Genomic DNA, 23,853 nt, shown 5'->3' on the forward strand with positions numbered 1-23,853 from the left:
GCTCAGGCCGCCACAGCCCTTGCCCTCGCCCCGAACGCCATCGCCCGCAGCCTGCCCAGCAGCGGCCACACCAGCATCAGCAGGGCCAGCGTGGTGATGGTGCCCGACAGGCCGTTGTGCCAGAAGATGCCCAGCTCGCCCTGGCTGGAGAGCATGCTCTGGCGGAAGGCGTCTTCCATGCGGTCGCCGAGCACGATGGCCAGCACCATGGGCGCCAGCGGATAGTCGAGCTTCTTGAACACGTAGCCGACCACGCCGAAGACCAGCATGAGCCAGATGTCCGTGGCATTGCCGTGCACGGTGAAGGCGCCGATGGCGCAGACCATGAGGATCATGGGCGCGACGATGGAAAACGGCACGCGCAGGATGGCGGCGAACAGCGGCACGGTGGCCATGACGATGACCAGGCCGGCGATGTTGCCCAGGTACATGCTGGCGATCAGTCCCCAGACGAAGTCCTTTTGCTCGGTGAACAGCAGCGGGCCGGGCTGCAGCCCCCAGATCATCAGCCCGCCCAGCAGCACGGCCGCCGTGGCCGAGCCCGGAATGCCCAGGGCCAGCATGGGCAGCAGGGCCGAGGTGCCGGCCGCGTGGGCGGCGGTCTCGGGGGCGAGCACGCCTTCGGGGTTGCCCTTGCCGAAGCTGTCGGGGTCGCGCGAGAACTTCTTGGCCAGCCCGTAGCCCATGAAGCTGGCCGCCACGGCGCCGCCGGGCGTCACGCCCATCCAGCAGCCCACCAGGGCCGAGCGCAGCATGGTCAGCCAGTAGCGCGGCAGCTGGGCCCAGGTCCTGAACACCACCTTGAGGTCGATGGAGGCCTTCTTGCCCTTGAAGGCCAGGCCTTCCTCGATGGTCATCAGGATCTCGCTGATGCCGAACAGGCCGATCACCACCACCAGGAAATCAAAGCCGCGCAGCAGCTCCGTGGAGCCGAAGGTCATGCGCAGGTCGCCCGAGATGGTGTCCATGCCCACGGCCGCCAGCAGCAGGCCCACGGCCATGGCGGCCACGATCTTGGCCTTGGGCTCCTTGCCCATGCCGATGAAGGAGCAAAACGTCAGGAAGAAGACCGCAAAGAACTCCGGCGGCCCGAACTGCAGCGCGAACGAGGCCACGACCGGTGCCAGGAAGGTGATCAGCATCACGCCCGAGATGGCGCCGATGAACGAGCCCGTGAAGGCCGTGGTCAGCGCCGCCCCCGCGTGGCCCTGCTGGGCCATGGGATAGCCGTCGAAGGTGGTGGCCACCGACCAGGCCTCGCCCGGGATGTTGAACAGCACCGAGGTGATGGCGCCGCCGAACAGCGCCCCCCAGTAGATGCAAGACAGCAGGATGATGGCCGAGGTGGGCGACATGCCGAAGGTCAGCGGCAGCAGGATGGCCACGCCGTTGGGGCCGCCCAGGCCCGGCAGCACGCCGACCACGATGCCCAGCAGGATGCCCGTGAGCATCAGCCCCGTGTTCTGCCAGGTGGTGACGGCCGCGAAGCCGTGCGCAAGGTATTGGAGTTCGTCCATGGTGTTGCTCCGTGGCGGCGACAGGGGTCAATAGCCGAGCCAGGCTTCAAGCGGACCCTTGGGCAGGGGCACCTTGAACTGGATCTCGAAGACGTAGAACAGCAGCACGCTGGTGAAGCCCGACAGCGCCACGGCCTTCCACCAGGGATAGCGGCCCGCAAACACCATGAAGCCCGTGATGAACAGCACCGAGGCCGCGTAGATGCCCAGCGGCGCGATCACGGCGATGTAGGCCGTCAGCGGCAGCAGCACCTGGGCCACGCGCTTGAGCTGCAGCCAGCTGGCGAACTGCTCCTGGCTGCGGCTGCGCAGCGCCTGCACGAAGACTGCGATGGCGCAGATGCCCAGCACGGCGCCCACGCGCAGCGGGAAGTAGCCGGCCTGCGGGCCGGTGTCGCTCCAGCCTGCGCCAATGCGCTGGTTGTCCCAGACCACGAGCACGGCCAGCGCCAGCAGCACGGCGGCCACGCCGTACTCCACATGGCGGCGGGACAGGCCGGGGGCCTGGGCTTCGGTGGCGGGGATGGATTCGGTGGCCGCGCTGGCGGGCTGGGCCGGGGCTGCTGCTGCCGCTGCATTGGAGGAGGGCGGGGCAAGGTGGATGGCGGTGTCCATGGCGCGGCTCCTCACTTGGCGGCGGCGGCCACGCTGGCCGACAGGAAGCCGGCCTTCTTCATGATGTCGAGGTGGCGCGTCTCGTCCTTGGCCAGGAAGTCCACGAAGGCCTGCCCCGTCATGTACTCGGGCTTGAGCGCGTTTTTCTCCAGGTACTCCTTCCATTCGGGCGTGGCCACCACCTTGTGCATCACGCCCGCATAGAACTGCGCCTGCTCGGGCGTGGTGCCGGGCGGCAGGAAGAAGCCGCGCAGCATGGTGTATTGCACATCCAGGCCCTGCTCCCTGCAGGTGGGGATGTCCGACAGCGCCTGGCTGCCCGTGACCTTGGCCGTGTACTCGATGCGCTGCGTGTCGAACACGCACAGCGCCCGCACCTGGCCCGCGCGCCACTGCGCCATGGACTCGCTGGGGTTGTTGACGTTGGAGTCGATGTGCTTGCCCACCAGCTGCGTGCTGGCCTCGCCGCCGCCCTTGTAGGGGATGTAGGTGAACTTCACGCCGGCGGCCTGTTCCATGTTGGCGGTGATGATCTGGTCCTCGCGCTTGGAACTGGTGCCGCCCATCTTGAACTTGCCGCCGGCCTGCCGCGCTGCGGCCAGGTAGTCGGCGGGCGTCTGGTAGCCGGTCTCGGCATTGACCCAGAGCACGAACTGGTCCTGGGCAATCATGGCCACGGGATTCAGGTCGCGCCACTGGAAGGGCAGGGCCGTGGCCATGGGCAGGGTGAAGATGGCCGTGGAGGCCACCAGCAGCTTGTGCGGGTCGCGCGCCGAGGCCTTGACATCCAGGATGCCCTCGGCGCCGGAGGCGCCCGCCTTGTTGAGGATGACCACGGGCTGCTCGATCAGCTTGTGCTTGGTGACGATGGCCTGGATCACGCGCGCCATCTGGTCCGAGGCGCCACCGGCCGAGAACGGCACGACGAGTTCGACGGACTTGGCGGGCTTCCACTGCGCCCAGGCGGCAGGGGCGGCGAGGGTGATGGCGGCGGTGGCGGCGAGGGTGGCGACGGCAGTTGCCGCCAGGCGGTTGCGGGGCGATGTCATGTCTCTTGTCTCCTGTTATTTCCTGGTATTGGTGCAATCCACGATCAAGGGGGCGAGCCATGTGCTCCGGCTCTGCCAAGGGTTTTCGGCGCGGGGCCGATGGGTTCAGGCGGCCTTGCGCAGCGCCCCGGCTGCGGCGTGGGCAGCGAAGTAGTCCATGGACGCCTGCACGCCGCTGCCGGCCAGCCGGATGCCGGACAGCTTCAGCCCCATCTCCACGCCCGCCACCATGGCCAGCAGCGTGAGGTCGTTGCTGTCGCCCAGGTGGCCCATGCGGAACATGCGGCCCTTGAGCTTGCCCAGGCCCGCGCCCAGCGACAGGTCGAAGCGCGTGTGGATCAGGCGGCGCAGGGCGTCGGCATCCACGCCTTCGGGCGTGATCACGCCGGTGAGCACGGGCGAGTAGACCTGCGGATCGGCGCACTGGATGGGCAGGCCCCAGGCCTGGACGGCGGCGCGCACGCCGGCCGCCCAGCGCTGGTGGCGCGCAAACACCGTATCCAGCCCTTCGGCCAGCAGCATGTCCAGCGATTCGGACAGGGCGTACAGCAGGTTGGTGTTGGGCGTGTAGGGCCAGTAGCCGGTCTGGTTCATCTCCACGATCTCGTCCCAGGCCCAGAACGACTTGGGCAGCTTGGCGCTTTTGGCGGCCTCCAGCGCGCGTGGCGACAGCGCGTTGAAGCTGATGCCGGGCGGCAGCATCAGGCCCTTTTGCGAGCCGCTGATGGTCACGTCCACGCCCCATTCGTCATGGCGGTAGTCGGCACTGGCCAGGCCCGAGATGGTGTCCACCAGCAGCAGGGCCGGGTGGCCCGCCGCGTCGATGGCGCGGCGCACGGCGGCGATGTCCGAGGTCACCCCCGTGGAGGTCTCGTTGTGCACCACGCACACGGCGCGGATCCGGCGCTCCGTGTCCTTGCGCAGCCGTGCCTCGATCAGCCCGGCCTGCACGCCATGGCGCCAGCCCGGCGCCTGGGGCAGGTGCTCATCGGAGCCGCCATAGGACAGGAATTCGGTGGACAGGCCCAGGCGCGTGGCCATCTTCTGCCACAGCGAGGCGAAGTGGCCGGTCTCGAACATCAGCACATGGTCGCCAGGGCTGAGCGTGTTGATCAGGGCCGCCTCCCAGGCGCCCGTGCCGGAGGCCGGATAGATCACCACCGGATGCCGGGTCTTGAAGACCTGCTGGATGCCAGCCAGCACCTTCAAACCGAGCTGGCCGAACTCCGGCCCCCGGTGGTCGATGGTGGGCAGGCTCATGGCCCGCAGGATGCGGTCGGGAACCGGGCTGGGGCCGGGGATCTGGAGGAAGTGGCGGCCCGTGGGATGGTTGTCGAGCGTGAGCATGGTGCGTCCTTTTCAAGGAAATGCCAGGTCGGTCTGTGGGGGAGGGTGTTTGCGAATTTTTGCATTCAAAATTCATAAATGCCTTGGTGATAACCATGAATGCCTTGAGAAATGCTTGCGTAAAAATGAATGCAAAATTCATTCGACCAGGAGAATCCATGGCGGAGATCATCGAGATTTCGCGGCTTGCCCTGCATGACCAGGTGGCGGCGCGGCTGCGCACCTGGCTGGTGGAGGGGCGCATACCGCCCGGTGCCAAGCTCAACGAGCGCGCGCTGTGCGAGCAGCTGCGCGTTTCGCGCACGCCGCTGCGCGAGGCCATCAAGCTGCTGGCCTCCGAAGGGCTGGTGGACCTGGTGCCCAACCGCGGCGCCGTGGCCGTGCGCCTGGGCGAGGCCGATGTGCTGCAGACCTTCGAGGTGCTGGCGGGGCTGGAGGGCATGTCGGGCGAGCTGGCCGCGCAGCGCATCAGCGAGCAGCAACTGGCCGAGGTGCGGGCCCTGCACTTCGAGATGCTGGCCAGCCATGCGCGCCAGGACCTGTCCGGCTACTACCGGCTCAATGCGCTGATCCACTCGGCCATCAACCGCGCCGCCGCCAACCCCGTGCTGGCCGAGACCTATGGCCGCATCAACGCCCGCGTGCAGTCGCTGCGCTTTCGCACCAACCAGGACGCGGCCAAGTGGAAGCGCGCCGTCCAGGAGCACGAACGCATGCTGGAGGCGCTGCAGGCGCGCGACGCCGCCGCGCTGCGCCAGGTGCTGGTCGCCCACCTGGAGCACAAGCGCGACACCGTCATCGCCCTGCTCAAGGCAGGCCAGATCTACCCACGAACCATGAACGAATGAGAGCCGCCATGCTGATGGAATCCACGCACCGCCTTGCCGCTTCCCCCGACGACACCGTGCCCGCCCCCGGCACCGTGCTGCCGCCCAACGATGTCAGCCAGATGCTGGCGCGCCGCCTGCGCTCGGACACGCGCGGCCAGGTCCTGTTCGACGCCGCCTCGCGCGGGCGCTATGCCACCGATGCCTCCATCTACCAGATCATGCCCGTGGGCGTCTTCGTGCCCACCTGCGAAGAAGACATCGCCACGGCCCTGCAGATCGCCCGCGAGCTGAAGGTGCCCGTGCTGCCGCGCGGCGGCGGCACCAGCCAGTGCGGGCAGACCACGGGCGCGGCCCTGGTGATCGACAACAGCAAGCATTTGCGCAACATCCTCTCGGTGGACCCTGATGCAGGCATTGCCGAGGTCGAGCCCGGCCTGGTGCTGGACCACCTCAACGCCCGGCTCAAGAAGCTCGGCCTGTGGTATCCGGTGGACGTATCGACCAGCGCCCAGGCCACGCTGGGCGGCATGGCGGGCAACAACTCCTGTGGCTCGCGCTCCATTGCCTACGGCAACATGGTGCACAACGTGCGCGGCGCCCGCGCCTGGATGGCCGATGGCGAGCTGCTGGACTTCGGCCCCGTCGCCCAGGCCACGGGCCGCGCGGCGCGCATTGCGCAGTTCGTGCACGGGCTGGCGCAACAGCACCGCGAGGACATTCACGCCCACTGGCCCAAGGTCATGCGCCGCGTGGCCGGCTACAACCTCGACATCTTCGACAACCAGAGCGAGCGGCCCTACACGGCCGACGGCAGCGTCAACCTGGCCCATCTGCTGATAGGCGCCGAGGGCACGCTGGCCTACACGCGCTCGCTCACCCTGCAGCTCAGCGCGCTGCCGCGCGCCAAGGTGCTGGGCGTGGTCAACTTCCCCTCCTTCCACGCGGCCATGGACTCGGCCCAGCACATCGTGAAGCTGGGCCCCACGGCCGTGGAGCTGGTGGACCGCACCATGATCGAGCTGGGCCTGGCCAACCCGGCCTTCAAGCCCACCATAGAGACCGCGCTCATCGGCCGCCCGGCTGCCATCTTGCTGGTGGAATTCGCCGGTGACGACCGCGCCGCGCTGCTGGCGCGGCTGCGCCAGCTGGTGGAGCTGATGGGCGAGCTGGGCCTGCCCGGCAGCGTGGTGGAAATGCCCGAGGAAGCGGCCCAGAAAAACCTCTGGGAAGTGCGCAAGGCGGGGCTGAACATCATGATGAGCCTCAAGGGCGACGGCAAGCCCGTGAGCTTCATCGAGGACTGCGCCGTGCCGCTGCAGCACCTGGCCGAGTACACCGACGCGCTCACCGAAGTGTTCGCGCGCCACGGCAGCCGGGGCACCTGGTACGCCCATGCCTCCGTGGGCACGCTGCATGTGCGGCCCATCCTGGACATGCGCACCGACGGCGCGGCGCGCATGCGCGCCATTGCCGAGGAAGCGGCCGAATTGGTGCGCAAATACAAGGGCGCCTTCAGCGGCGAGCACGGCGACGGGCTGTGCCGCGGCGAGTGGATTGCCTGGCAGTTCGGGCCCGCCATCACCGAGGCCCTGCGCGCCATCAAGCAGGAGTTCGATCCCCAGTGCCTGTTCAACCCCGGCAAGATCATCGATACGCCCAGGATGGACGATGGCCGGCTGTTCCGCTTCGCGCCCGCCGATACGCCCCGGCCCTACCGGCGCATTCCCATCACGCCCGTGCTCGACTGGTCGGCCTGGAACGTGCAGGCCGACCCGGTCACCGAAGTCACCACGGCGCCCGGCACGGGCGGCGACGTCACCGGCGGCTTTGCCAAGGCCGTGGAGATGTGCAACAACAACGGCCACTGCCGCAAGTTCGACGCCGGCACCATGTGCCCCAGCTACCGCGTCACGCGCGACGAGCAGCACCTGACGCGCGGCCGCGCCAACACCCTGCGCCTGGCCATCTCGGGCCAGCTGGGTCCGGACGCCTTCACCAGCGAGGCCCTGCACGACACCATGGACCTGTGCGTGGGCTGCAAGGGCTGCAGGCGCGACTGCCCCACGGGCGTGGACATGGCCCGCATGAAGGTGGAATTCCTGGCCCACTACAAGGCCCGCCATGGCCACACGCTCAAGGACCGGCTGGTCGCCCATCTGCCGCGCTACGCCGCCACGGCCAGCCGCATGCCCTGGCTGCTGAACCTGCGCAACCGCCTGCCCGTGCTGCGCCAACTGGGCGAAAAACTGCTGGGCCTGTCCGCCAGGCGCTCGCTGCCGGCCTGGCGCAGCGACACCTTCTGGCGCGCGCCCGAAGCACATACCTTTCTTGACCGCGACCAGGCCCTGGCCCGCGCGGCGGCCGGCGAGCGCGTGGCCGTGCTCTTCGTGGACACCTTCAACGGCACCTTCGAGAGCGAAAACGCCCTGGCCGCCGCCCGCGTGCTGCAGGCGGCCGGCTATGCGCTGCACACCGCCAGCAAGTCCGCCAAAGAGGGCGGCGGCCACCACTGCTGCGGCCGCACCTACCTGGCCACCGGCATGGTCGAGCAGGCCAAGGCCAGCGCGGGTGCGCTGATCAACGCCCTGGCGCCCTTGGCCCGGGCCGGCATTCCCATCGTCGGCCTGGAGCCCTCCTGCCTGCTGACCCTGCGCGACGAAGCCCTGGTCATGGGCCTGGGCGAGCCTGCACAGGCCGTTGCCGCCCAGGCCCTGCTGTTCGAGGAATTCATTGCCCGTGAAGTGAAGGCCGGCCGCTTTGCGCTGCCGCTGCGCGCCGCCGAGGCGCCCATCCTCGTGCACGGCCATTGCCACCAGAAGGCCTTCGGCGCCGTCAGCCCCATCCTCGACGTGCTGCGGCTGATTCCCGGCGCCCAGCCCGAGCTCATCGAAAGCTCCTGCTGCGGCATGGCCGGCAGCTTCGGCTACGAGGCCAGCCACCACCAGGTCTCCATGGTCATGGCCGAGGCGGCCCTGCTGCCGGCCATACGCCAGCGCCCCGAGGCCATCGTCGTGGCCGACGGCACCAGCTGCCGCCACCAGATCGCCGACGGCGCGGCGCGCGAAGCCGTGCATGTGGCGCGGCTGCTGGAAAGCCTGCTGGACGCCCGCTGACCTCCATCCTCCCTCCCGCGCAAGACAAGGCACTCCCATGAAGCACAAGCCCTGCCTGGACCTCCAGGACATCAAGACCATCGCCCAGGCCGCCGAGGCGCATGCCACGGCGCGCGGCTGGGCCGTCAGCATCGCCATCGCCGATGACGGCGGCCACCTGCTGTGGCTGCAGCGCCTGGACGGCGCGGCGCCGGCCTCGGCCCACATCGCGCCGGCCAAGGCCCACGCCGCAGCACTGGGCCGCAAGGAAAGCCGGCTCTATGAGGAAATGATCAATGGTGGCCGCACCGCCTACCTGAGCGTGCCCGCGCTGCAGGGCCTGCTGGAAGGCGGCGTGCCCATCACCAGTGAGGGCCACTGCCTGGGCGCCGTGGGTGTCAGCGGGGTGAAGCCGGCAGAGGATGCTGAGGTGGCGCGGGCGGGGAGTGCGGCGCTGGGGGCCGCGCCGCAGCGGTAGCGGCCCTTGGATTCAGCGCGACTTGCGCGGCTGCAGGGCCTCGGCGCGCAGCATGGCCAGCACGGCATCGCGCTTGTGGTGCAGGTGGGTGACCAGCAGCTCGCGCAGGGCCGTGGCGTCGCGTGCGCCCAGGGCCTCGATCATGGCCTCGTGCTCCCTGACGGCCTGCTTCCACTTGGCCGTGTCCAGGTTGGTGCGAAAGCGCAGCGACTGCACGCGGTTGTTGATGCGCTGGAAGGTTTCCGTCAGCACGGGGTTCTTGGCGGCGCTGTTCAGCGCCGCGTGGATGGCGGCGTTGAGCCGGTAGTAGGCAGACACGTCGGCGCGCGCCACGCTGGCCATCATCTCGTAGTGCAGGGCGCGGATCTCGGCGAATTCCTGGTCGGTGATGCGCTGCGCGGCCAGTTCGCCCGACAGGCCCTCGATGCCGGCCAGCACCTCGAAGGCGTGCATGACATCGGCCTCGCTCAGCTTGACGGCGATGGCGCCGCGGTTGGGCAGCAGGTCGGCCAGGCCTTCGGCGGCCAGCAGCTTGATGGCCTCGCGCAGCGGCGTGCGCGAGACGCCCAGCTGCTCGCACAGCTCGCGCTCGTTGAGCTTGGCGCCCGGGGCGATGCGCCCTTCGATGAGCATGGACCGCAAACGGTCCGCCACCTGCTCGTGCAGCGCCGCCCGCGATATCTCGATGATCTCCGCCATCTAGCGGTCTCCTTGGCTGTTCCTGGCTGGTGGATGCCCCCGCCACAGGCATTGCGCCATGCGGGGCGGCGCCGATGTTAGCCGAGTTTGCACCCCAGGCGGGCCTCCTGCCCGGCGCACGCGCTGTCCCTGCCAAGCACTACAGGCTTTTCAGCAGGGGCCTACGGCCTGCGGGCGTGGCTGCCCGCACCATGGTGCCGATCAGACACACCAACCAGGGACAAACAATGGCCAACGCAGCGATCCGGCTGCAGATCCAGGTGGATCTTGCTTATGACATCCGCGATCCGGCCGGGGCCGATTTCGTGTTCAACATCCATGCGGCCCACACCTCGCACCAGACGGTGGAGAACGAGCGTCTGGTGCTCAGCCAGCCCGTGGAGCCCGACATTGCCACCGAGCCCGCCACCTCCACCCGCTTCATGCGCCTGCATGCCAACCCAGGCCCGCTGCACCTGACCTACACGGCCACCGTCTGCATCGCGCACCACCGCGAGGATCCGGCGGCGCTGGGCGAGGTTCCGGTGCGCTGCATCCCGCTGGAGGTCCTGCCGTACATCTACCCCAGCCGCTACTGCCAGTCCGACCGGCTGATGCAGCTGGCCTTTCGCAATTTCGGCCAACTGGCGCCGGGCTATTCGCGCGTGCTGGCCATACAGCAGTGGGTGCAGGAGCTGGTGACCTTCGCTTCGGCCACCAGCAACTCGTCCACCTCGGCCGTCGATACCCTGGTGGAGCAGGTGGGCGTGTGCCGCGATTTCACGCACCTGATGATCGCCCTGTGCCGTGCGCTGAACATTCCCGCCCGCATCGCCACCGGCACGGACTACGGCGCCGATCCTGCACTGGGCCCGCCCGATTTCCATGCCTACGTGGAAGCCTACCTGGGCGACAGGTGGTATCTGTTCGATGCATCGGGCACGGCCATTCCCATGGGCTTCATGCGCTTTGGCACGGGCCGTGACGCGGCCGACGTGGCCTTTGCCACCATCTTCGGCAACGTGGTGGCCATGGCCCCCATGATCCAGACACAGGCCCTGGAAGACGAGCACAGCCAACTGCCCCGGCTGTGCAGCGAGGCGCTGTCGACCACCGCGCCTTCGCCCGCCGTGCTGTCGGGCTGCGCATCGTTTGGCAGCACGGCGGACCGAAGGAGCTTCAGGCAGCTGCCTGCCTGAGTTGCCTGCGCTGTGAAAGGCGCGCGGCGGCGGCTCTCAGAAGCGGTGCGTTCCCGTCACCGCAAAGGTGCGCCGCTGGCCGTAGAAGCAGTCGCCGCGTGCCAGGCACTGCGTGATCTGCACCTTGTCGGTCAGGTTGACCACGTTGAAGGCCAGGCGCCATGGGCCTGCGTCATAGGACACCATGGCATCCAGCAGGGTGGCAGAGGGCGTGTCCACCAGGCTGGTGCCCGTCCACTGTGAACCCGTATAGCGCACGCCCGCGCCCAGGCTCCAGCCGCCGCGTCCTTCGCTGGCAAAGCGGTGGGTCAGCCAGGCCGATGCCGTGTGGCGCGGCACGCTGGTCACGCGCTGGCCCTGGTCGCCGCCATTGCTGCGCGAGATGACGGCGTCGGTGTACGCATAGGCCAGGGTGGCGTCCCAGTGGCGGGCCAGGCTGGCGGTGAGCTCGGCCTCGAAGCCGTTGACCTTGACCTCGCCGATCTGCAGGCTGTTGAGCGGGTTGGCCGGGTCGGTGGTCTTGCGGTTCTTCTCGCGCAGCGTATAGACGGCGGCAAAGGCCGACAGGCCCTGGCCCGGTGGCTGCCACTTCACGCCGGCTTCCCATTGCTCGCCGCGCTGGGCCTTGTAGGGCGTGCCGTAGACATCCACGCCGCCCAGCGGCTGGAAGGACTCGGAGTAGCCCAGGTAGGGCGCCCAGCCTCCGTCCATCTGGTAGGTGGCGCCTGCGCGCTTGGTCCAGGCCTTCTCGTCCACGGCGGAGGCGGGCCGGCCTTCGGTATCGGTCTGGGCGCTGTCGTGGCGCAGGCCCAGGGTGGCGGTCCAGCGGCCCCACTTGATCTGGTCCTGGGCGTAGAAGCCCAATTGCTTTTGCGACACGCCCGGCTGGCGCACCAGCTGCGAGGCCGTGGGCGGCGTGAAATTGCCGTAGACGGGGTTGTAGACGTCAAACGGCGCGGTCAGGCCGCGCCAGGTGGACTGGCTGGTGCTGTTGCGCTGTGCGTCCATGCCGGCCAGCACGGTGTGCTCTGCGGTGCCCCAGCGCAGCTTGCCTTCGAGCTGCGTGTCGATCACCAGCATGCGCCCGCCGTTGACCTGCCAGGAGGCATCGCGGTAGACGCTGCGGTTGTCGGGGTTGAAGACCGGGCGCGCAGGGCGGCCCTGGCCGGGGATGGCGGTGAAGCTGGTGTAGATGGAGCGGTAGTCCACGTCGCTGATGGTGCGGCGCAGGTTCTGGCGCACGGTCCAGTCCGCGTTCAGGCGGTGGCTGAACAGGTAGCCCCAGGATTTGTTCTCTGTGTCGAAAGAGTCCCAGCCGGGCTCGCCGATGAAGGTGCTGGTGGGAATCTGGCCGTAGGGGCTGGGCAGGCGCGTGCCCTGCCAGGGGAAGAAGCCGATCAGCGAGCCGCTCTTGTCCTTCTGGTAGAGCGCCTGCAGCGTGAGCGAGGTATCAGCGCTGGGCCGCCAGGTCAGGCTGGGCGCGATGACCAGGCGGTCGTCGTTCACATGGTCCACCTGGGTGCCGCTTTCCCGGCCCACGGCCACCAGGCGGTACAGCCACTGGCCGTCTTCGGTGACGGCGCCGGTCAGGTCGGTGGCGATCTGCTTGCGCCCGTAGCTGCCCATCTGCACCTGCACCTCGCGCAGCGCCTCGGCCTGCGGGCGCTTGCTGGTCAGATTGAGCACGCCGCCCACGCTGCCCTGGCCGTAGAGCACGGAAGAGGGGCCGCGCAGGAACTCCACGCGTTCCAGCGTGTAGGGGTCGGGGCGGCTGGTGTTGTAGGTGCCGTAGGTGCGCAGCAGCCCGTCCTGGTACTGGCTCACGCTGCCGCCGCGTGCCGAGAAGCTATCCACCCGGCTGTCAAAGTAGTTGGACACCACGCCCGCGCTGTAGGCCGTGGTCTGGCGCAGCGTCTGCACGCCCTGCGCCTCGAACTGGTCGCGCGTGACCACGCTGATGGCCTGGGGCGTCTCTATCAGCGGCGTGTCGGTCTTGGTGGCCGAGATGGCGCGCTTGGCGGTGAAGCCCACCACAGGGCCGGTGGGATTTTCCTTCTCGGTGCCTGCGTTCACGGTGACCGGGGCGAGCGTGGCCTCGGGAACATTTTCAGGCTGGGCCTGGGCGTGGGCTGCGCCGCACAGGGCAAGCAGGGCGGCATGCGCAACTGCCGTGCGCGAGAGTCTTTGGATAAGCATGGTCAATGGTCGAGAGCTGGGAAACCTGTGCCGTGGGGCGTGCTCTAGGTGCGTCGGCGCTGCTGCCGGCCTGGGGCCAGCGGCGCAGCCTGTCATGGCGGGTGCGGATTCTAGAATGACAATGAGAATGATTGCTTTTTCTTTTTAATTGTGTGTAGCATGCCACGCATTACTCTTATTTTGATAGCAATGAATGCTTGTGGTGAAAGAGAGAAGACGTCTTCTATGGACCACCCATGCCGCGCATGGATGTGGTTGCCGGCGGCGGCGGCACTGTGCTAGCGGTTCTTGCCTCAGCTTGCCAAAAAACCGCTGATTACTCCGGCCACGGCCACAGTCCCAGGCGGGCCGTGGCGGGTGGTCTCTACACGCCCTGGCGCGCCAGCGTGATCGCCAGGCCGGCCAGCCCCGCGCCGACCACCACGGGGATCACGCCCACCTTCCAGCGCAGCAGCGCGGCCGCCGCAGCCAGGCCCAGCAGTGCGGACGGCCAGTCGAAGGGACCCGTCCAGCCCTGGGGCCACAGCACGTGCCAGGCAAAGAACACGGCCAGGTTGGCGATGACGCCCACCACGGCGGCCGTGATGCCCGTCAGCGGCGCGGTGAAGCCCAGCCTGCCATGGGTGGACTCGATGAAGGGGCCGCCCAGCAGGATGAAGGCAAAGGACGGCAAAAAGGTGAAGAAGGTCACGACCAGGGCGGCGGCGGCGCCGGCCGGCAGCAGCGCATCGGGGCCGAACACCTGCGTGCTCCAGCCGCCCAGGAACCCCACGAAGGACACCACCATGATCAGCGGCCCCGGCGTGGTCTCGCCCAGGGCCAGCCCGTCCATCATCTGCGTGGCCGTGAGCCAGTGGTAGTGGTCCACGGCGCCCTGGTAGAGGTAGGGCAGCACGGCGTAGGCGCCGCCAAAGGTCAGCAGCGCCGCCTTGGTGAAGAACCAGCCCATCTGGGTGAGCGCGCCCTGCCAGCCGAAGGCGGCGGCCAGCAGGCCCAGCGACAGCGCCCACAGCCCCAGGCTGGCCGCCAGCACCTGGCTGAAAAAGCGCCAGCTGAACCGTGCATGGGCCGGTGTGGGCGTGTCATCGTCGATGACGGCCGGGCCGTGGCTGCCGCCGCGCGGGCCGTGCCCGCCCGCAGGGGCGAAGTGACGCGGCGCCAGCCTGCCCCCCAGGTAGCCCAGTGCGCCGGCCGCCAGCACGATCAGCGGAAACGGCAGCTTCAGCGCGAAGATGGCCACGAAGGCCGCCGCGGCAATGCCCCACAGCCAGCCGTTGCGCAGGGTGCGCGAGCCCACGCGCCAGGCCGCATGCACCACCAGTGCCGTCACGGCCGGCTTGATGCCATAGAAGATGCCGGCAATGGCCGGCACATGGCCGAAGGCCACATAGATCCAGGACAGGGCGATGAGCAGCAACAGCGAAGGCAGCACGAACAGCCCGCCGGCCACGATGCCGCCCCAGGTGCGGTGCAGCAGCCAGCCGATGTAGGTGGCCAGCTGCTGCGCCTCGGGGCCTGGCAGCAGCATGCAGTAGTTGAGCGCATGCAGGAAGCGCCCCTCCGAGATCCAGCGCCGCCGCTCCACCAGGTCCTCATGCATGATGGCGATCTGCCCGGCCGGCCCGCCAAAGCTGATGCAGCCCAGCTTCAGCCAGTAGCGCAGGGCTTCGGCGCGGGTGGGCGGGAGGGGTGCAGCGGGTGCATCAAGCGGGCTGGGAGGCATGCCGCAAATGTCTCATACGGCAGCCGCCGCTGACGCCTGCAGGCACCGCACCCGCACCGCACCCCACCCGCGCTGCGCAGACGCTACATCTGCCGGGCGGCCTGCTTGACCAGCACCGGCTCGGCGCGGTAGCTGCCCGGGAACAGCTGCTTGAGCTGCTCCACCTTGGGCAGGTCGTTGATGACGATGTAGGGATGGCGCGGGTTCTCCGTCATGAAGTCCTGGTGGTAGTTCTCGGCCGGGAAGAAGCTGGGCTTGTCCTCCAGCCGGGTCACGATGGGCTTGCCGAAGACCTTGGCCGCGTCCAGCTGGGCCACATAGGCCTGGGCGGTCTTGAGCTGCGCGGCGTCGGTGGCGAAGATGGCCGAGCGGTACTGCGTGCCCGTGTCCGGCCCCTGGCGGTTGAGCTGGGTCGGGTCATGGGCCACGGAAAAGTAGATCTGCAGCAGCTGGCCGTAGCTGACCTGGGCCGGGTCATAGGTGATCTCGACCGACTCCGCATGCCCGGTGCGTCCGCTGCTCACCGCCGAATACGAGGCCTGGGCCGCCGTGCCGCCGCTGTAGCCCGAGACGGCGCGCTGCACGCCCTTGACATGCTGGAACACGCCTTGCACGCCCCAGAAGCAGCCGCCCGCAAAGATGGCTTTCTGCGGCCCCTGGCCCGTGTCGGTCGCATCCTGCGCGGGTGGCGGAATGCGCACGGCCTGCTCGGCCGCCTGCAGGTTGCTGCCCTGCCACAGCAGGGCGCCGCCCAGCAGCACGGCGCTGCCGGTCAGCAGTTGGAGAAGGCCGCGGCGGCGGGGTGCGGTGGCGAGGGTGGAATCGTTGGTCATGGTGTCTCTCCGGTGAAAGTGAAGTGGCCAGGGATCAGCCAAAGGTGAAGGCATAGGCGGAGATGCCGGGATCCAGGAATTCGATGCTGAAGGTGCGTTCGGCTGCGCCGCCGTCCTGGCGCACCAGCTGGTACAGGCGCTGCTCGGTCACGCTGCCGCTGCCGTCGGCGGCCACGTCCATGCCGCGCGAGGCGCCGGGCGCCTTGCCGTCGATCAGCACCTTGAAGCGCACGGGCTTGCCATCGCTGCCGGGGCCCAGCACCAGGTGCAGGTCGCGTGCCTGGAAGCGGTAGGTGATGCGGCCGGTGGCGCCGTCCAGCGTGGCGCTTTCCGGGCCCACCGTCCATTGGCCGCTCAGGCCCCAGGCGTTGAGCGGCAGGCGCTCGGGCGTGGCATAGGCGGTGGCCTGGTTGTGCACGGCGGCAGGCGTGGCGGCAAATTGCTCGGCGCGCTCATAGCCCAGGTAGGTCTCGTGCGAGCGCACGGCTGCCATGTCGGCTGCCTGCTGCACGCCCTTGGCCTGCACGTCGATCAGGCCCTGGTCCACCTGCTTCGATCCGGCTTCCTGCAGCAGTTGCTGGATCACGCGCTCGGACTCGGCATAGCCGCCTTCGCCAAAGTGGTGGTGCCGGATGCGGCCCTGGGCGTCGATGAAGTAATGCGCCGGCCAGTACTGGTTGTTGAAGGCGCGCCAGATCTTGTAGCCGTTGTCCACGGCCACGGGGTAGCTGATGCCCAGGTCCTTGATGGCCTTTTCCACGTTGGACAGCTTGCGCTCGAAGGCGAACTCCGGCGCATGCACGCCCACCACCACCAGGCCCTGGTCGCGGTACTTCTCGGCCCAGGCCTTCACATAGGGCAGGGTGCGCAGGCAGTTGATGCAGGAGTAGGTCCAGAAATCCACCAGCACCACCTTGCCGCGCAGTTGTTCGGCCGTCAGTGGGATGGAGTTGAGCCAGTCGGTGGCGCCGTCCAGCGCAGGGGCCAGCCCTTCGTCCGGCAGGGCGGCGCGGGACGGGCCGCCGGCCAAGCGCATGGCGCCGCCTGCGGCCATCATGGCCGGGCCAGCACCCTCACCCCTGTCCACGGCGGCCATCATGGCGGGACCGGCCTGCATGGCCATGGCGCCACCCTCGGGCCTGCCGCTCAGGCGGTCCACCAGCCTTTGCTCCAGGCCGCCGGTGGAGGCCGTTGACACTTGCGCCAGCACGCCCGTGTCCAGCCCCAGCGCAATCGCGCCCACACCGGCCAGCATGGCCGCGCCCAGCCCGCGCCGCACCCATTCGCCCGCGCCCAGCATGCGCTTGAGCGCCGCAAACACCTTGCCGCCCAGCAGCAGGGCCGCCGCCATGGAGGTGGCCGCACCGGCCGCATAGGCCAGCAGCAGCAGGCTGGAGGTGGTGTTGGCGCCCTGCAGGGCGGCACCCGTGAGGATCAGGCCCAGGATGGGGCCCGCGCAGGGCGCCCACAGCAGGCCCGTGGCCACGCCCAGCAGCAGCGAGGCGCCGGGGCGGGCGCCGCCGTCCGTGCCCTGGGCACGCTCGGACAGACGCGAGCCCGCCGCCACCAGCGGCCGCGTCAGCCGCTCGGACAGGCCGGGCCACAGCAGGGTCAGCGCAAACACGGCGACCAGGCCCAGGGCCAGCCAGCGGCCGTATTCATTGGCGGCCACCACCCAGCCGCCGCCCACGGCGGCCAGCGAGGCCACCAGGGCGAAGGTCAGCGCCATGCCCGCCAGCAGCGGCAGGCCGCTTTTGGCGAAGGGCTGGTCGGCGCGTGCAAAGACAAAGGGCAGCACCGGCAGGATGCAGGGGCTGACGATGGTCAGCACCCCGCCCAGATAGGCCAGGACGATCAGCAGCATGGCGTGGCTCCCGGGTTCAGGCAGGCTGGGGCGTGAACGTCAGCGACAGCCCGTTCATGCAGTAGCGCAGGCCCGTGGGCTTGGGGCCGTCGTCGAAGACATGGCCCAGGTGGCCGCCGCAGCGGCGGCAATGCACCTCGGTGCGCAGCATGCCGTAGGTGCGGTCCTGGCGCGTGGCCACGGCCTTGTCCAGCGGCTGCCAGAAGCTGGGCCAGCCCGTGCCGCTGTCGAACTTGGTCTTGGACGAGAACAGCGGCAGCGCGCATCCCGCGCAGGCAAAGGTGCCGGCGCGGTGCTCCTTGTTCAGGGGGCTGGTGCCGGCGCGCTCCGTGCCTTCCTTGCGCAGGATCTGGTACTGCTCGGGCGTGAGCCGGGCACGCCACTCGGCGTCGCTGTAGCTCACCTCGAAGATTTCGCTGGAGGCGGCGGCCGGTGCGCGGCGCGGGAACAGGCTGGCCGCCAGCACGGCGGTGGTGCCGGCACCTGCAGTCCACAGAAGATGGCGTCTGGTGGTCATGGTGTGCTCCTGAAGGTTCTTTGCGTCTGAAAACGATGCGATGCCAGTCAGGTTAGGGCGGCGGCCTCCCGAAGTCTTCACGCAGAGTTCAAAGATTCGTGATAACTCCCGGCCCCGGTATTGCGCACAATGGCAGCCACTCCCGCCACTTCCAGGAAACCGCATCCGATGACCGCCACGCGCCGCGTACTTCTCGTCGAGGACGACGCCCATATCGCCGACCTGCTCACGCTGCACCTGCGCGACGAAGGCCTGGAAGTCATGCACTGCGCGCGTGGCGACGACGGCCTGCGCCAACTGGAGCGCGGCGGCTGGGACGCGCTGGTGCTGGACATCATGCTGCCCGGCGTGGACGGCCTGGAGATCTGCCGCCGCGCCCGCGCCATGGCGCGCTACACGCCCATCATCATCATCAGCGCGCGCTCCAGCGAGGTGCAGCGCATCCTGGGCCTGGAGATCGGCGCCGACGACTACCTGGCCAAGCCGTTTTCCGTGCTGGAGCTGGTGGCGCGCGTCAAGGCGCTGCTGCGCCGCGTGGAGGCGCTGGCCCAGAATGCCCGGCTGGAGTCCGGCAGCCTGACCATCGCCGGCCTGGCCATGGACCCCGTGGCGCGCGATGCCCGGCTTCATGGTGCCCGGCTGGACCTGACCCCGCGCGAGTTCGACCTGCTGTACTTCTTTGCGCGCCAGCCCGGCAAGGTGTTCTCGCGCATGGACCTGCTCAATGCCGTCTGGGGCTACCAGCACGAGGGCTACGAGCACACCGTCAACACCCACATCAACCGCCTGCGCGCCAAGATCGAGGCCGACCCGGCCCAGCCCGCGCGCATCCTCACCGTCTGGGGGCGCGGCTACAAGTTCGCCGAAGCGGGCGAGGGCGCATGACCATGAAACTGCGCCTGACACTGACCCAGCGCCTGTCCCTGGTCTTTGCCGTGCTGCTGCTGGTGTGCAGCGGCACCTCGGCCTGGATGCAGTTGCGCGCCAGCCGCATGCACGAGCTGGAAGTGGTGCAGGGCCTGTCCCGCGATGTGGCCGAAAGCATTGCGCGCGACGCCCAGCTGACCGACGCCAACGGCCTCATGCCCGGCGCCGTGCGCAGCTTCTTCAACCAGCTCATGCTGGTCAACCCCAGCGTGGAGGTCTACCTGCTGGACGCCGACGGCCGCATTGCCGGCCATGCAGCCCCCGACGGCCGCGTGCGCCGCGAGCGCGTGGACCTGGCGCCCGTGCACCGGCTGCTGGAAGGCGGCACGCTGCCCATCCTGGGCGACGACCCGCGCAGCGTCGAAGGCCGCAAGGTCTTCAGCGCGGCGCCGCTGCGCGTCAACGGAAAGGACGTGGGCTTCATCTACGTGGTGCTGCAGGGCGAGGCGCATGACCAGCTGGTGGCGCAGGGCTCGGCCAACTCGGTGCTCAGCACGGCGCTGTGGTCCATCGGCATGGTGGCGCTGCTGTGCCTGGTGGCGGGCCTGGTGGCCTTTGCGCTGATCACGCGGCCGCTGCGCCGTCTTACCGAAGAGGTGGCCGGCTTCGACATCCATGGCGCGCCCCCGGACCTGCCGGCCCCCCAGCCCGGCGCCGCACAGGACAGCCGTGACGAGATCGCCGTGCTGGACTCGGCCTACCGCCGCATGGTGGCGCGCATCGGCGAGCAGTGGCGGGCGCTCACGCGCCAGGACCAGGAGCGGCGCGAACTCATCGCCAACGTCTCGCACGACCTGCGCACGCCGCTGTCGTCCCTGCACGGCTACCTGGAAACGCTGCTGCTCAAGGACGCCGTGCTCGACGCCACCGAGCGCCGCCGCTACCTGGGCATTGCCCTGGCCCAGAGCCAGAAGGTGGGCGAGCTGGCGCAAAGCCTGTTCGAGCTGGCGCGCCTGGAATACGGCTTTGTCCAGCCCGAGCCGGAGCCGTTTTCCATGCCCGACCTGGTGCAGGACGTGTTCCAGAAATTCGAGCTGCGTGCCGAGGCGCGCCAGGTGGCGCTGCGGGCCGACTTCCCGCCCCGCCTGCCCGTCGTCCAGGCCGACCTGGGCATGATCGAGCGCGTGCTGGGCAACCTGCTGGACAACGCGCTGCGCCACACGCCCGGCGGCGGCAGCATCCAGGTGGCGCTGGCGGCAGCGGGCAACGCGGTCGAAGTCACCGTGGCCGACACCGGCCCCGGCATCTCGGCCGATCTGCGCGAAGGCCTGTTCGAGCGCCCCTTCACCGTGGGCGGCGCCCGCCGCGGCGGCGGCCTGGGCCTGCGCATCGTCCACCGCATGCTGGAGCTGCACGGCTGCCGCATCGAACTGGTGGACCAGCCGGGGCAGGGGGCGAGCTTCCGGTTCGTGCTGCCTGCGGCAAAGCCACGCGCTGTCTGATGGGCCATTGCGTCCGGGAAACCGGAGGCCAGCACATGGCAGATCAAGGTCTCTGACAGTTTCGCAATCCATGAATGGGAATCGGGCAATACGCAATCCATTGCGTTGCCAATTCCTGAGAAAAAACCTCTTGCACCTGGATGTTGCAAAATGTTTATTCATGGTGTGAAAAAAGAAACTGACAAGGAGACGCCGTGGCGATGAGCATCAATTCAAGGTTTTGGTCATTGGCAAGCACCAATGCACAGCATGCATCGTGCATGCGAATTTGCCATGTCCCATAGCGGCACATACGGTGCAGTATATGCACCTCAAGTCCTCGCGTTTCGCAGCCGGCGCCTGTCCGATGATGTGATCGTGGCTACGGCAGATAGCGGTGACCATGCATTCTTCTCGGCAGCGGAATTCGAGCAATTTAACCAAAGGCCATCAACGCTGCCCTTGCGCCGCCAAGCCGAGTTGTGGGCCCGATTTTTGCTGGGCAGCAACGAGTCCGCAAAGGGTATGCGCAGGCTGTTGGCTTCGCGCAGGGCAGCCAAGCGCGAGACGGTTTCCAGCGGGCCCGCCCTGCACATCATTGTTCCCACGCTGCAATGCGCTCACTCGTGCCGCTATTGCCAAGTCAGCCGCGCTCTGGACGATCAGGGCCACACCATGTCGGTGCCTGACCTGGATGCAGCCTGCGACACCGTATTTGAAAGTCCTTCCCGTGTCCTGACCGTGGAGTTTCAGGGGGGTGATCCTCTGCTGCGTTTCGATCTGGTCCAGCGCGCAATCGTGCGCATCCATCAGCGCAATGCATCCGAGGGGCGCCAGATCCGGTTTGTCATCGCTTCGACGCTGCACCAGCTGGATCCGGCGATGTGTGAATTTTTCAAGACGCACGGCGTATACCTTTCCACCAGCATCGACGGGCCTCCTGGCATTCACAACCGCAATCGGCCAATTCCTGGGCGCAACGCCCATGCGCGCACGCTTGCCGGGGTGGCGATGGCAAGACGGTTGATCGGGCCTGATTCAGTATCCGCATTGATGACCACGACCAAGGCATCGCTGGCACACGCCGATGCCATTGTTGACGAGTACGTGCGGCTGGGTTTCAAGGAGATTTTCCTGCGGCCATTGAGCAGCTATGGCTTTGCCAAGCGCAATCAGGCCTTGCTGGGCTACTCCGTGGGCGAGTTCTTCCGCTTCTATCAACAAGGCCTGTCGCGCGTTCTGCATTGGAACGCGCAAGGAGTCGAGATCAGGGAGGTGTATGCCAGCATCCTGCTCAACAAGATTCTTTCCACCTTCGACGCAGGTTACGTCGATCTGCAGAGTCCCACAGGCGCAGGCAGCAGTGTGCTGGTCTACAACTATGACGGCCATGTCTATCCCAGCGATGAGGCGCGCATGCTTGCAGAGACTGGCGATACATCGTTGCGCATGGGGCGCATAGGCACGCCAATGAGCGCATTGCTGGAGACCGAGGTGCGGCGCAGCCTTGTCGAATCCAGCCAGACACAGGCAATGGCGGCGTGCCGCGAATGCGCCTACAGCATGTTCTGTGCGCCCAATCCTGTGGACGCACAGGCGCAGTTCGGCAAGTTGTTGGTGCCGGCCGAGGACACCGAGCATTGCCAGCGTCACATGGGTTTGTTCGACGCCATGTTCAGGCTTTTGCATGGCGCCGATGAGCCATGCCAGGATCTGCTGCACCGCTGGGCGCAGCCTGTCGGCGAGGGGGCGGCCTGATGCGCCGGATAAAGGCATTGCTGCAGCCGGGCTGCGAGCCTGTGGTGCACCGGGTGGTGAGCTTCAAGGATGTGGCGGCACAGTGGTTGCCGCATTTGCGCTTTCTCGTCCTTGTGCAGTCGGAGCAGGAGCGACGCTGCGTGGATGACTTGGGAAAGTCAGGCCTGTCCAATCTTTGCTGGGTGCAGGCCTGCGATCTGCAGGCCGGAGATGTCGTGGTCCCGCATGCCAGCAGAGCCGAGCTTGTGGTGCTGTTGAGAGAGGCAGACTCGCACCATGCGCTGTTCATGACCAACCGCTGCAACAGCTACTGTCTCATGTGCTCGCAGCCGCCGACAACAGCGGATGACAGCTGGCTGGTGGATGAGGCGATTGACGCCATCCGCCATTTGCGCCGCGCCCCAAGGGTGCTGGGACTGACGGGAGGGGAGCCGCTGCTGCTGGGCCATGGCCTTAGGCGTGTTCTGGATGCCATTGCTGCCCATTTGCCCGAAACGCGCGTGGAAGTCCTGACCAATGGACGCTTGTTCAGCAATGCACAAACCGCAGCGAGCATCCTGGACGGCCTGGACACGACCGTGCGCTGGTTGATTCCACTCTATGGGCACGCGGACTTTGTCCATGATTTCGTGGTGCAGTCTCCTGGCGCATTCGACGAAACAATCGCGGGCCTGCTGGCGCTTCAAGACCATGGACAACAGGTGCAGTTGCGAACCGTACTGATAGAGCCCGTGCTGGAGATCCTTCCCGAGTTGGCAGGCTTCATCGGTCGCAACCTGCCGTTCGTGAATGAACTGGCATGGATGGGCTGCGAGCCGACAGGTTTTGCGTTGGCCAATCGACAGCTGTGCGAAGTGGATCTAAGCGATTGGGGCGCAACCCTTGAGCAATCGTCGCGTGTGCTTCGCCGGCATGGCGTCCCCCAACTGTTCATGAATTTGCCGCTCTGTGTCTTGCCAAGGCCGCTGTGGCCGCTCGCGCATCGCAGCATCTCCGACTGGAAGAACGTATATGCCCCGGAGTGCACGGAATGCGCAGTGAAGTCCCGCTGCGCGGGTCTGTTTGCATGGCATGAGAAAGGCTGGAAGCCAGCGCCGCTGAAGGCGTTGGACGCTATCGAGGTAACCGCATGAGCAAATTTATCCGCAACATCTCGCTGTTCGTCGCGGGACTGCCGCTGCTGGCAACCAAGAGCCTGTCGGCCGCGCCTGCAACGGCGGTTGAGCTGGAGCCTCTGGAAGGCCCTGGCGCTGTTCCGCTGCGCCCATTGAACAGGGAAATGGACAATCTCTTTGCGGGCCACCGCTCGCATTCAAGCCATCGTTCCCATTCAAGCCACAGTTCGCACTACTCAGGCTCTGGCGGCAGCAGCTCCAGCTACCGGGCTCCGGCGTATGTGGCGCCCAGCCCTGTGCCTGCACCGGCTTACTCGGCACCCGCTCCTTCTCGCTATGCGCCATCCTCAGGCACCACTTCCAATCATCTGGTGGACACTCCGGGCGCCAGCAAAGCACCACAGACCTATCCAGGCACTACCGGGGCAGCGTCGTCACGCGAGGAATTGACGCACCCCGAGAAGCTGCGGCTTCAGATCATGAGGGTGCAGATCAAACTCAAGAACCTTGGTCTCTATGACGGGCCGATTGACGGGGTAATGAACGAGGGAACGCGCACGGCTCTGCGCTACTTCCAGGACCTCAAGGGGCTGCAGAGAACCGGCACGATGACGACGCCCACGCTCAACGCCATGGGGATTCCTGCTGTCAATTGAGGTGTGTCGGCGGCTCCGGCCCAGGATGCCGGCCATGC

At 67.7% G+C, this 23,853-nt stretch carries 19 protein-coding genes; 9 read left to right on the top strand and 10 right to left on the bottom strand.

Annotation, left to right across the window (positions count from 1 at the left end):
• Positions 1-2: 2 nt before the first annotated feature.
• From BO996_RS14270 to BO996_RS14285, 4 genes are all read right to left on the bottom strand, one after another.
• A complete protein-coding gene (locus BO996_RS14270; RefSeq protein ID WP_071955149.1) occupies positions 3-1,517 on the bottom strand; it encodes a tripartite tricarboxylate transporter permease in 1,515 nt (504 codons plus the stop codon).
• Positions 1,518-1,544: 27 nt separating this feature from the next.
• Positions 1,545-2,132 carry a tripartite tricarboxylate transporter TctB family protein gene (locus tag BO996_RS14275; protein ID WP_026062133.1) on the bottom strand — a complete coding sequence of 196 codons (588 nt, stop codon included), beginning with the start codon at positions 2,130-2,132 and terminating at the stop codon, positions 1,545-1,547.
• Positions 2,133-2,143: 11 nt separating this feature from the next.
• Complete coding sequence (locus BO996_RS14280) at positions 2,144-3,181, bottom strand: Bug family tripartite tricarboxylate transporter substrate binding protein (RefSeq protein WP_071955152.1); 1,038 nt, start codon at positions 3,179-3,181, stop codon at positions 2,144-2,146.
• Between the two features lie 105 nt (positions 3,182-3,286).
• Positions 3,287-4,528, bottom strand: coding sequence for a pyridoxal-phosphate-dependent aminotransferase family protein (locus BO996_RS14285; RefSeq protein WP_012204896.1), 1,242 nt, complete (start codon positions 4,526-4,528; stop codon positions 3,287-3,289).
• Between the two features lie 158 nt (positions 4,529-4,686).
• On the opposite strand from BO996_RS14285, the gene BO996_RS14290 reads away from it, so the two are divergent.
• From BO996_RS14290 to BO996_RS14300, 3 genes are read left to right on the top strand one after another with little or no spacing between them, the layout of a single operon-like run.
• Positions 4,687-5,376: a GntR family transcriptional regulator gene (locus BO996_RS14290; RefSeq protein WP_012204897.1), complete on the top strand. Its 690-nt coding sequence runs from the start codon at positions 4,687-4,689 to the stop codon at positions 5,374-5,376.
• Between the two features lie 8 nt (positions 5,377-5,384).
• Positions 5,385-8,471 carry an FAD-binding and (Fe-S)-binding domain-containing protein gene (locus tag BO996_RS14295; protein ID WP_071955153.1) on the top strand — a complete coding sequence of 1,029 codons (3,087 nt, stop codon included), beginning with the start codon at positions 5,385-5,387 and terminating at the stop codon, positions 8,469-8,471.
• Positions 8,472-8,508: 37 nt separating this feature from the next.
• On the top strand, positions 8,509-8,928 hold the full coding sequence (locus BO996_RS14300; protein ID WP_071955156.1) for a heme-binding protein: 420 nt from the start codon (positions 8,509-8,511) through the stop codon (positions 8,926-8,928).
• 12 nt (positions 8,929-8,940) lie between these two features.
• On the opposite strand, the gene BO996_RS14305 is transcribed toward BO996_RS14300, so the two are convergent.
• Positions 8,941-9,627 (bottom strand): GntR family transcriptional regulator, encoded by a 687-nt coding sequence (locus BO996_RS14305; RefSeq protein ID WP_071955158.1) that lies wholly within the window; start codon positions 9,625-9,627, stop codon positions 8,941-8,943.
• 227 nt (positions 9,628-9,854) lie between these two features.
• On the opposite strand from BO996_RS14305, the gene BO996_RS14310 reads away from it, so the two are divergent.
• Positions 9,855-10,805, top strand: coding sequence for a transglutaminase-like domain-containing protein (locus BO996_RS14310; protein ID WP_013802957.1), 951 nt, complete (start codon positions 9,855-9,857; stop codon positions 10,803-10,805).
• Between the two features lie 36 nt (positions 10,806-10,841).
• Here the strand turns inward: BO996_RS14310 and BO996_RS14315 are convergent, their stop codons facing one another.
• The 5 genes from BO996_RS14315 to msrB all read right to left on the bottom strand — a co-directional run bounded on the left by BO996_RS14315 (position 10,842) and on the right by msrB (position 17,938).
• Entirely contained in the window at positions 10,842-13,001 is a 2,160-nt protein-coding gene (locus BO996_RS14315) for a TonB-dependent siderophore receptor (RefSeq protein ID WP_071955160.1), read from the bottom strand.
• Between the two features lie 364 nt (positions 13,002-13,365).
• Positions 13,366-14,724: a chromate efflux transporter gene (chrA, locus tag BO996_RS14320; protein WP_071955162.1), complete on the bottom strand. Its 1,359-nt coding sequence runs from the start codon at positions 14,722-14,724 to the stop codon at positions 13,366-13,368.
• A gap of 83 nt (positions 14,725-14,807) precedes the next feature.
• Positions 14,808-15,557, bottom strand: coding sequence for a peptide-methionine (S)-S-oxide reductase MsrA (gene msrA / locus BO996_RS14325; protein ID WP_071955164.1), 750 nt, complete (start codon positions 15,555-15,557; stop codon positions 14,808-14,810).
• Between the two features lie 34 nt (positions 15,558-15,591).
• Positions 15,592-17,421, bottom strand: coding sequence for a cytochrome c biogenesis protein DipZ (locus BO996_RS14330; protein WP_071955166.1), 1,830 nt, complete (start codon positions 17,419-17,421; stop codon positions 15,592-15,594).
• A 16-nt stretch (positions 17,422-17,437) separates the two neighbouring features.
• The gene (msrB, locus tag BO996_RS14335; RefSeq protein WP_013802950.1) at positions 17,438-17,938 is read right to left on the bottom strand and encodes a peptide-methionine (R)-S-oxide reductase MsrB; all 501 of its coding nucleotides are present in this window, start codon (positions 17,936-17,938) and stop codon (positions 17,438-17,440) included.
• A gap of 168 nt (positions 17,939-18,106) precedes the next feature.
• Here msrB and BO996_RS14340 point away from each other — a divergent pair, with 168 nt between their 5' ends.
• From BO996_RS14340 to hxsA, 5 genes are all read left to right on the top strand, one after another.
• Positions 18,107-18,823, top strand: a complete 717-nt coding sequence (locus tag BO996_RS14340) for a response regulator transcription factor (RefSeq protein ID WP_012204915.1) — start codon at positions 18,107-18,109, stop codon at positions 18,821-18,823.
• A 2-nt stretch (positions 18,824-18,825) separates the two neighbouring features.
• On the top strand, positions 18,826-20,307 hold the full coding sequence (locus BO996_RS14345) for a sensor histidine kinase (protein WP_013802949.1): 1,482 nt from the start codon (positions 18,826-18,828) through the stop codon (positions 20,305-20,307).
• Between the two features lie 273 nt (positions 20,308-20,580).
• Positions 20,581-22,044 carry a His-Xaa-Ser system radical SAM maturase HxsB gene (gene hxsB, locus BO996_RS14350; protein ID WP_071955168.1) on the top strand — a complete coding sequence of 488 codons (1,464 nt, stop codon included), beginning with the start codon at positions 20,581-20,583 and terminating at the stop codon, positions 22,042-22,044.
• Positions 22,044-23,177, top strand: coding sequence for a His-Xaa-Ser system radical SAM maturase HxsC (gene hxsC, locus BO996_RS14355; protein ID WP_013802947.1), 1,134 nt, complete (start codon positions 22,044-22,046; stop codon positions 23,175-23,177). Before hxsB ends, hxsC begins: the two co-directional genes overlap by 1 nt.
• Positions 23,174-23,815: a His-Xaa-Ser repeat protein HxsA gene (gene hxsA / locus BO996_RS14360; RefSeq protein ID WP_013802946.1), complete on the top strand. Its 642-nt coding sequence runs from the start codon at positions 23,174-23,176 to the stop codon at positions 23,813-23,815. Before hxsC ends, hxsA begins: the two co-directional genes overlap by 4 nt.
• Positions 23,816-23,853: the final 38 nt, after the last annotated feature.

Origin of the sequence: Delftia sp. HK171, assembly GCF_001886655.1 — a bacterium.
In the GTDB taxonomy this organism is placed as follows: domain Bacteria; phylum Pseudomonadota; class Gammaproteobacteria; order Burkholderiales; family Burkholderiaceae_C; genus Comamonas; species Comamonas acidovorans.

What these genes read in the sequence shown, in the direction of transcription:
- BO996_RS14270 (WP_071955149.1), bottom strand. Translation starts at nt 1,517, where the DNA reads ATGGACGAACTCCAATACCTTGCGCACGGCTTCGCGGCCGTCACCACC.
- BO996_RS14275 (WP_026062133.1), bottom strand. Translation starts at nt 2,132, where the DNA reads ATGGACACCGCCATCCACCTTGCCCCGCCCTCCTCCAATGCAGCGGCA.
- BO996_RS14280 (WP_071955152.1), bottom strand. Translation starts at nt 3,181, where the DNA reads ATGACATCGCCCCGCAACCGCCTGGCGGCAACTGCCGTCGCCACCCTC.
- BO996_RS14285 (WP_012204896.1), bottom strand. Translation starts at nt 4,528, where the DNA reads ATGCTCACGCTCGACAACCATCCCACGGGCCGCCACTTCCTCCAGATC.
- BO996_RS14290 (WP_012204897.1), top strand. Translation starts at nt 4,687, where the DNA reads ATGGCGGAGATCATCGAGATTTCGCGGCTTGCCCTGCATGACCAGGTG.
- BO996_RS14295 (WP_071955153.1), top strand. Translation starts at nt 5,385, where the DNA reads ATGCTGATGGAATCCACGCACCGCCTTGCCGCTTCCCCCGACGACACC.
- BO996_RS14300 (WP_071955156.1), top strand. Translation starts at nt 8,509, where the DNA reads ATGAAGCACAAGCCCTGCCTGGACCTCCAGGACATCAAGACCATCGCC.
- BO996_RS14305 (WP_071955158.1), bottom strand. Translation starts at nt 9,627, where the DNA reads ATGGCGGAGATCATCGAGATATCGCGGGCGGCGCTGCACGAGCAGGTG.
- BO996_RS14310 (WP_013802957.1), top strand. Translation starts at nt 9,855, where the DNA reads ATGGCCAACGCAGCGATCCGGCTGCAGATCCAGGTGGATCTTGCTTAT.
- BO996_RS14315 (WP_071955160.1), bottom strand. Translation starts at nt 13,001, where the DNA reads ATGCTTATCCAAAGACTCTCGCGCACGGCAGTTGCGCATGCCGCCCTG.
- chrA (WP_071955162.1), bottom strand. Translation starts at nt 14,724, where the DNA reads ATGCCTCCCAGCCCGCTTGATGCACCCGCTGCACCCCTCCCGCCCACC.
- msrA (WP_071955164.1), bottom strand. Translation starts at nt 15,557, where the DNA reads ATGACCAACGATTCCACCCTCGCCACCGCACCCCGCCGCCGCGGCCTT.
- BO996_RS14330 (WP_071955166.1), bottom strand. Translation starts at nt 17,421, where the DNA reads ATGCTGCTGATCGTCCTGGCCTATCTGGGCGGGGTGCTGACCATCGTC.
- msrB (WP_013802950.1), bottom strand. Translation starts at nt 17,938, where the DNA reads ATGACCACCAGACGCCATCTTCTGTGGACTGCAGGTGCCGGCACCACC.
- BO996_RS14340 (WP_012204915.1), top strand. Translation starts at nt 18,107, where the DNA reads ATGACCGCCACGCGCCGCGTACTTCTCGTCGAGGACGACGCCCATATC.
- BO996_RS14345 (WP_013802949.1), top strand. Translation starts at nt 18,826, where the DNA reads ATGAAACTGCGCCTGACACTGACCCAGCGCCTGTCCCTGGTCTTTGCC.
- hxsB (WP_071955168.1), top strand. Translation starts at nt 20,581, where the DNA reads ATGTCCCATAGCGGCACATACGGTGCAGTATATGCACCTCAAGTCCTC.
- hxsC (WP_013802947.1), top strand. Translation starts at nt 22,044, where the DNA reads ATGCGCCGGATAAAGGCATTGCTGCAGCCGGGCTGCGAGCCTGTGGTG.
- hxsA (WP_013802946.1), top strand. Translation starts at nt 23,174, where the DNA reads ATGAGCAAATTTATCCGCAACATCTCGCTGTTCGTCGCGGGACTGCCG.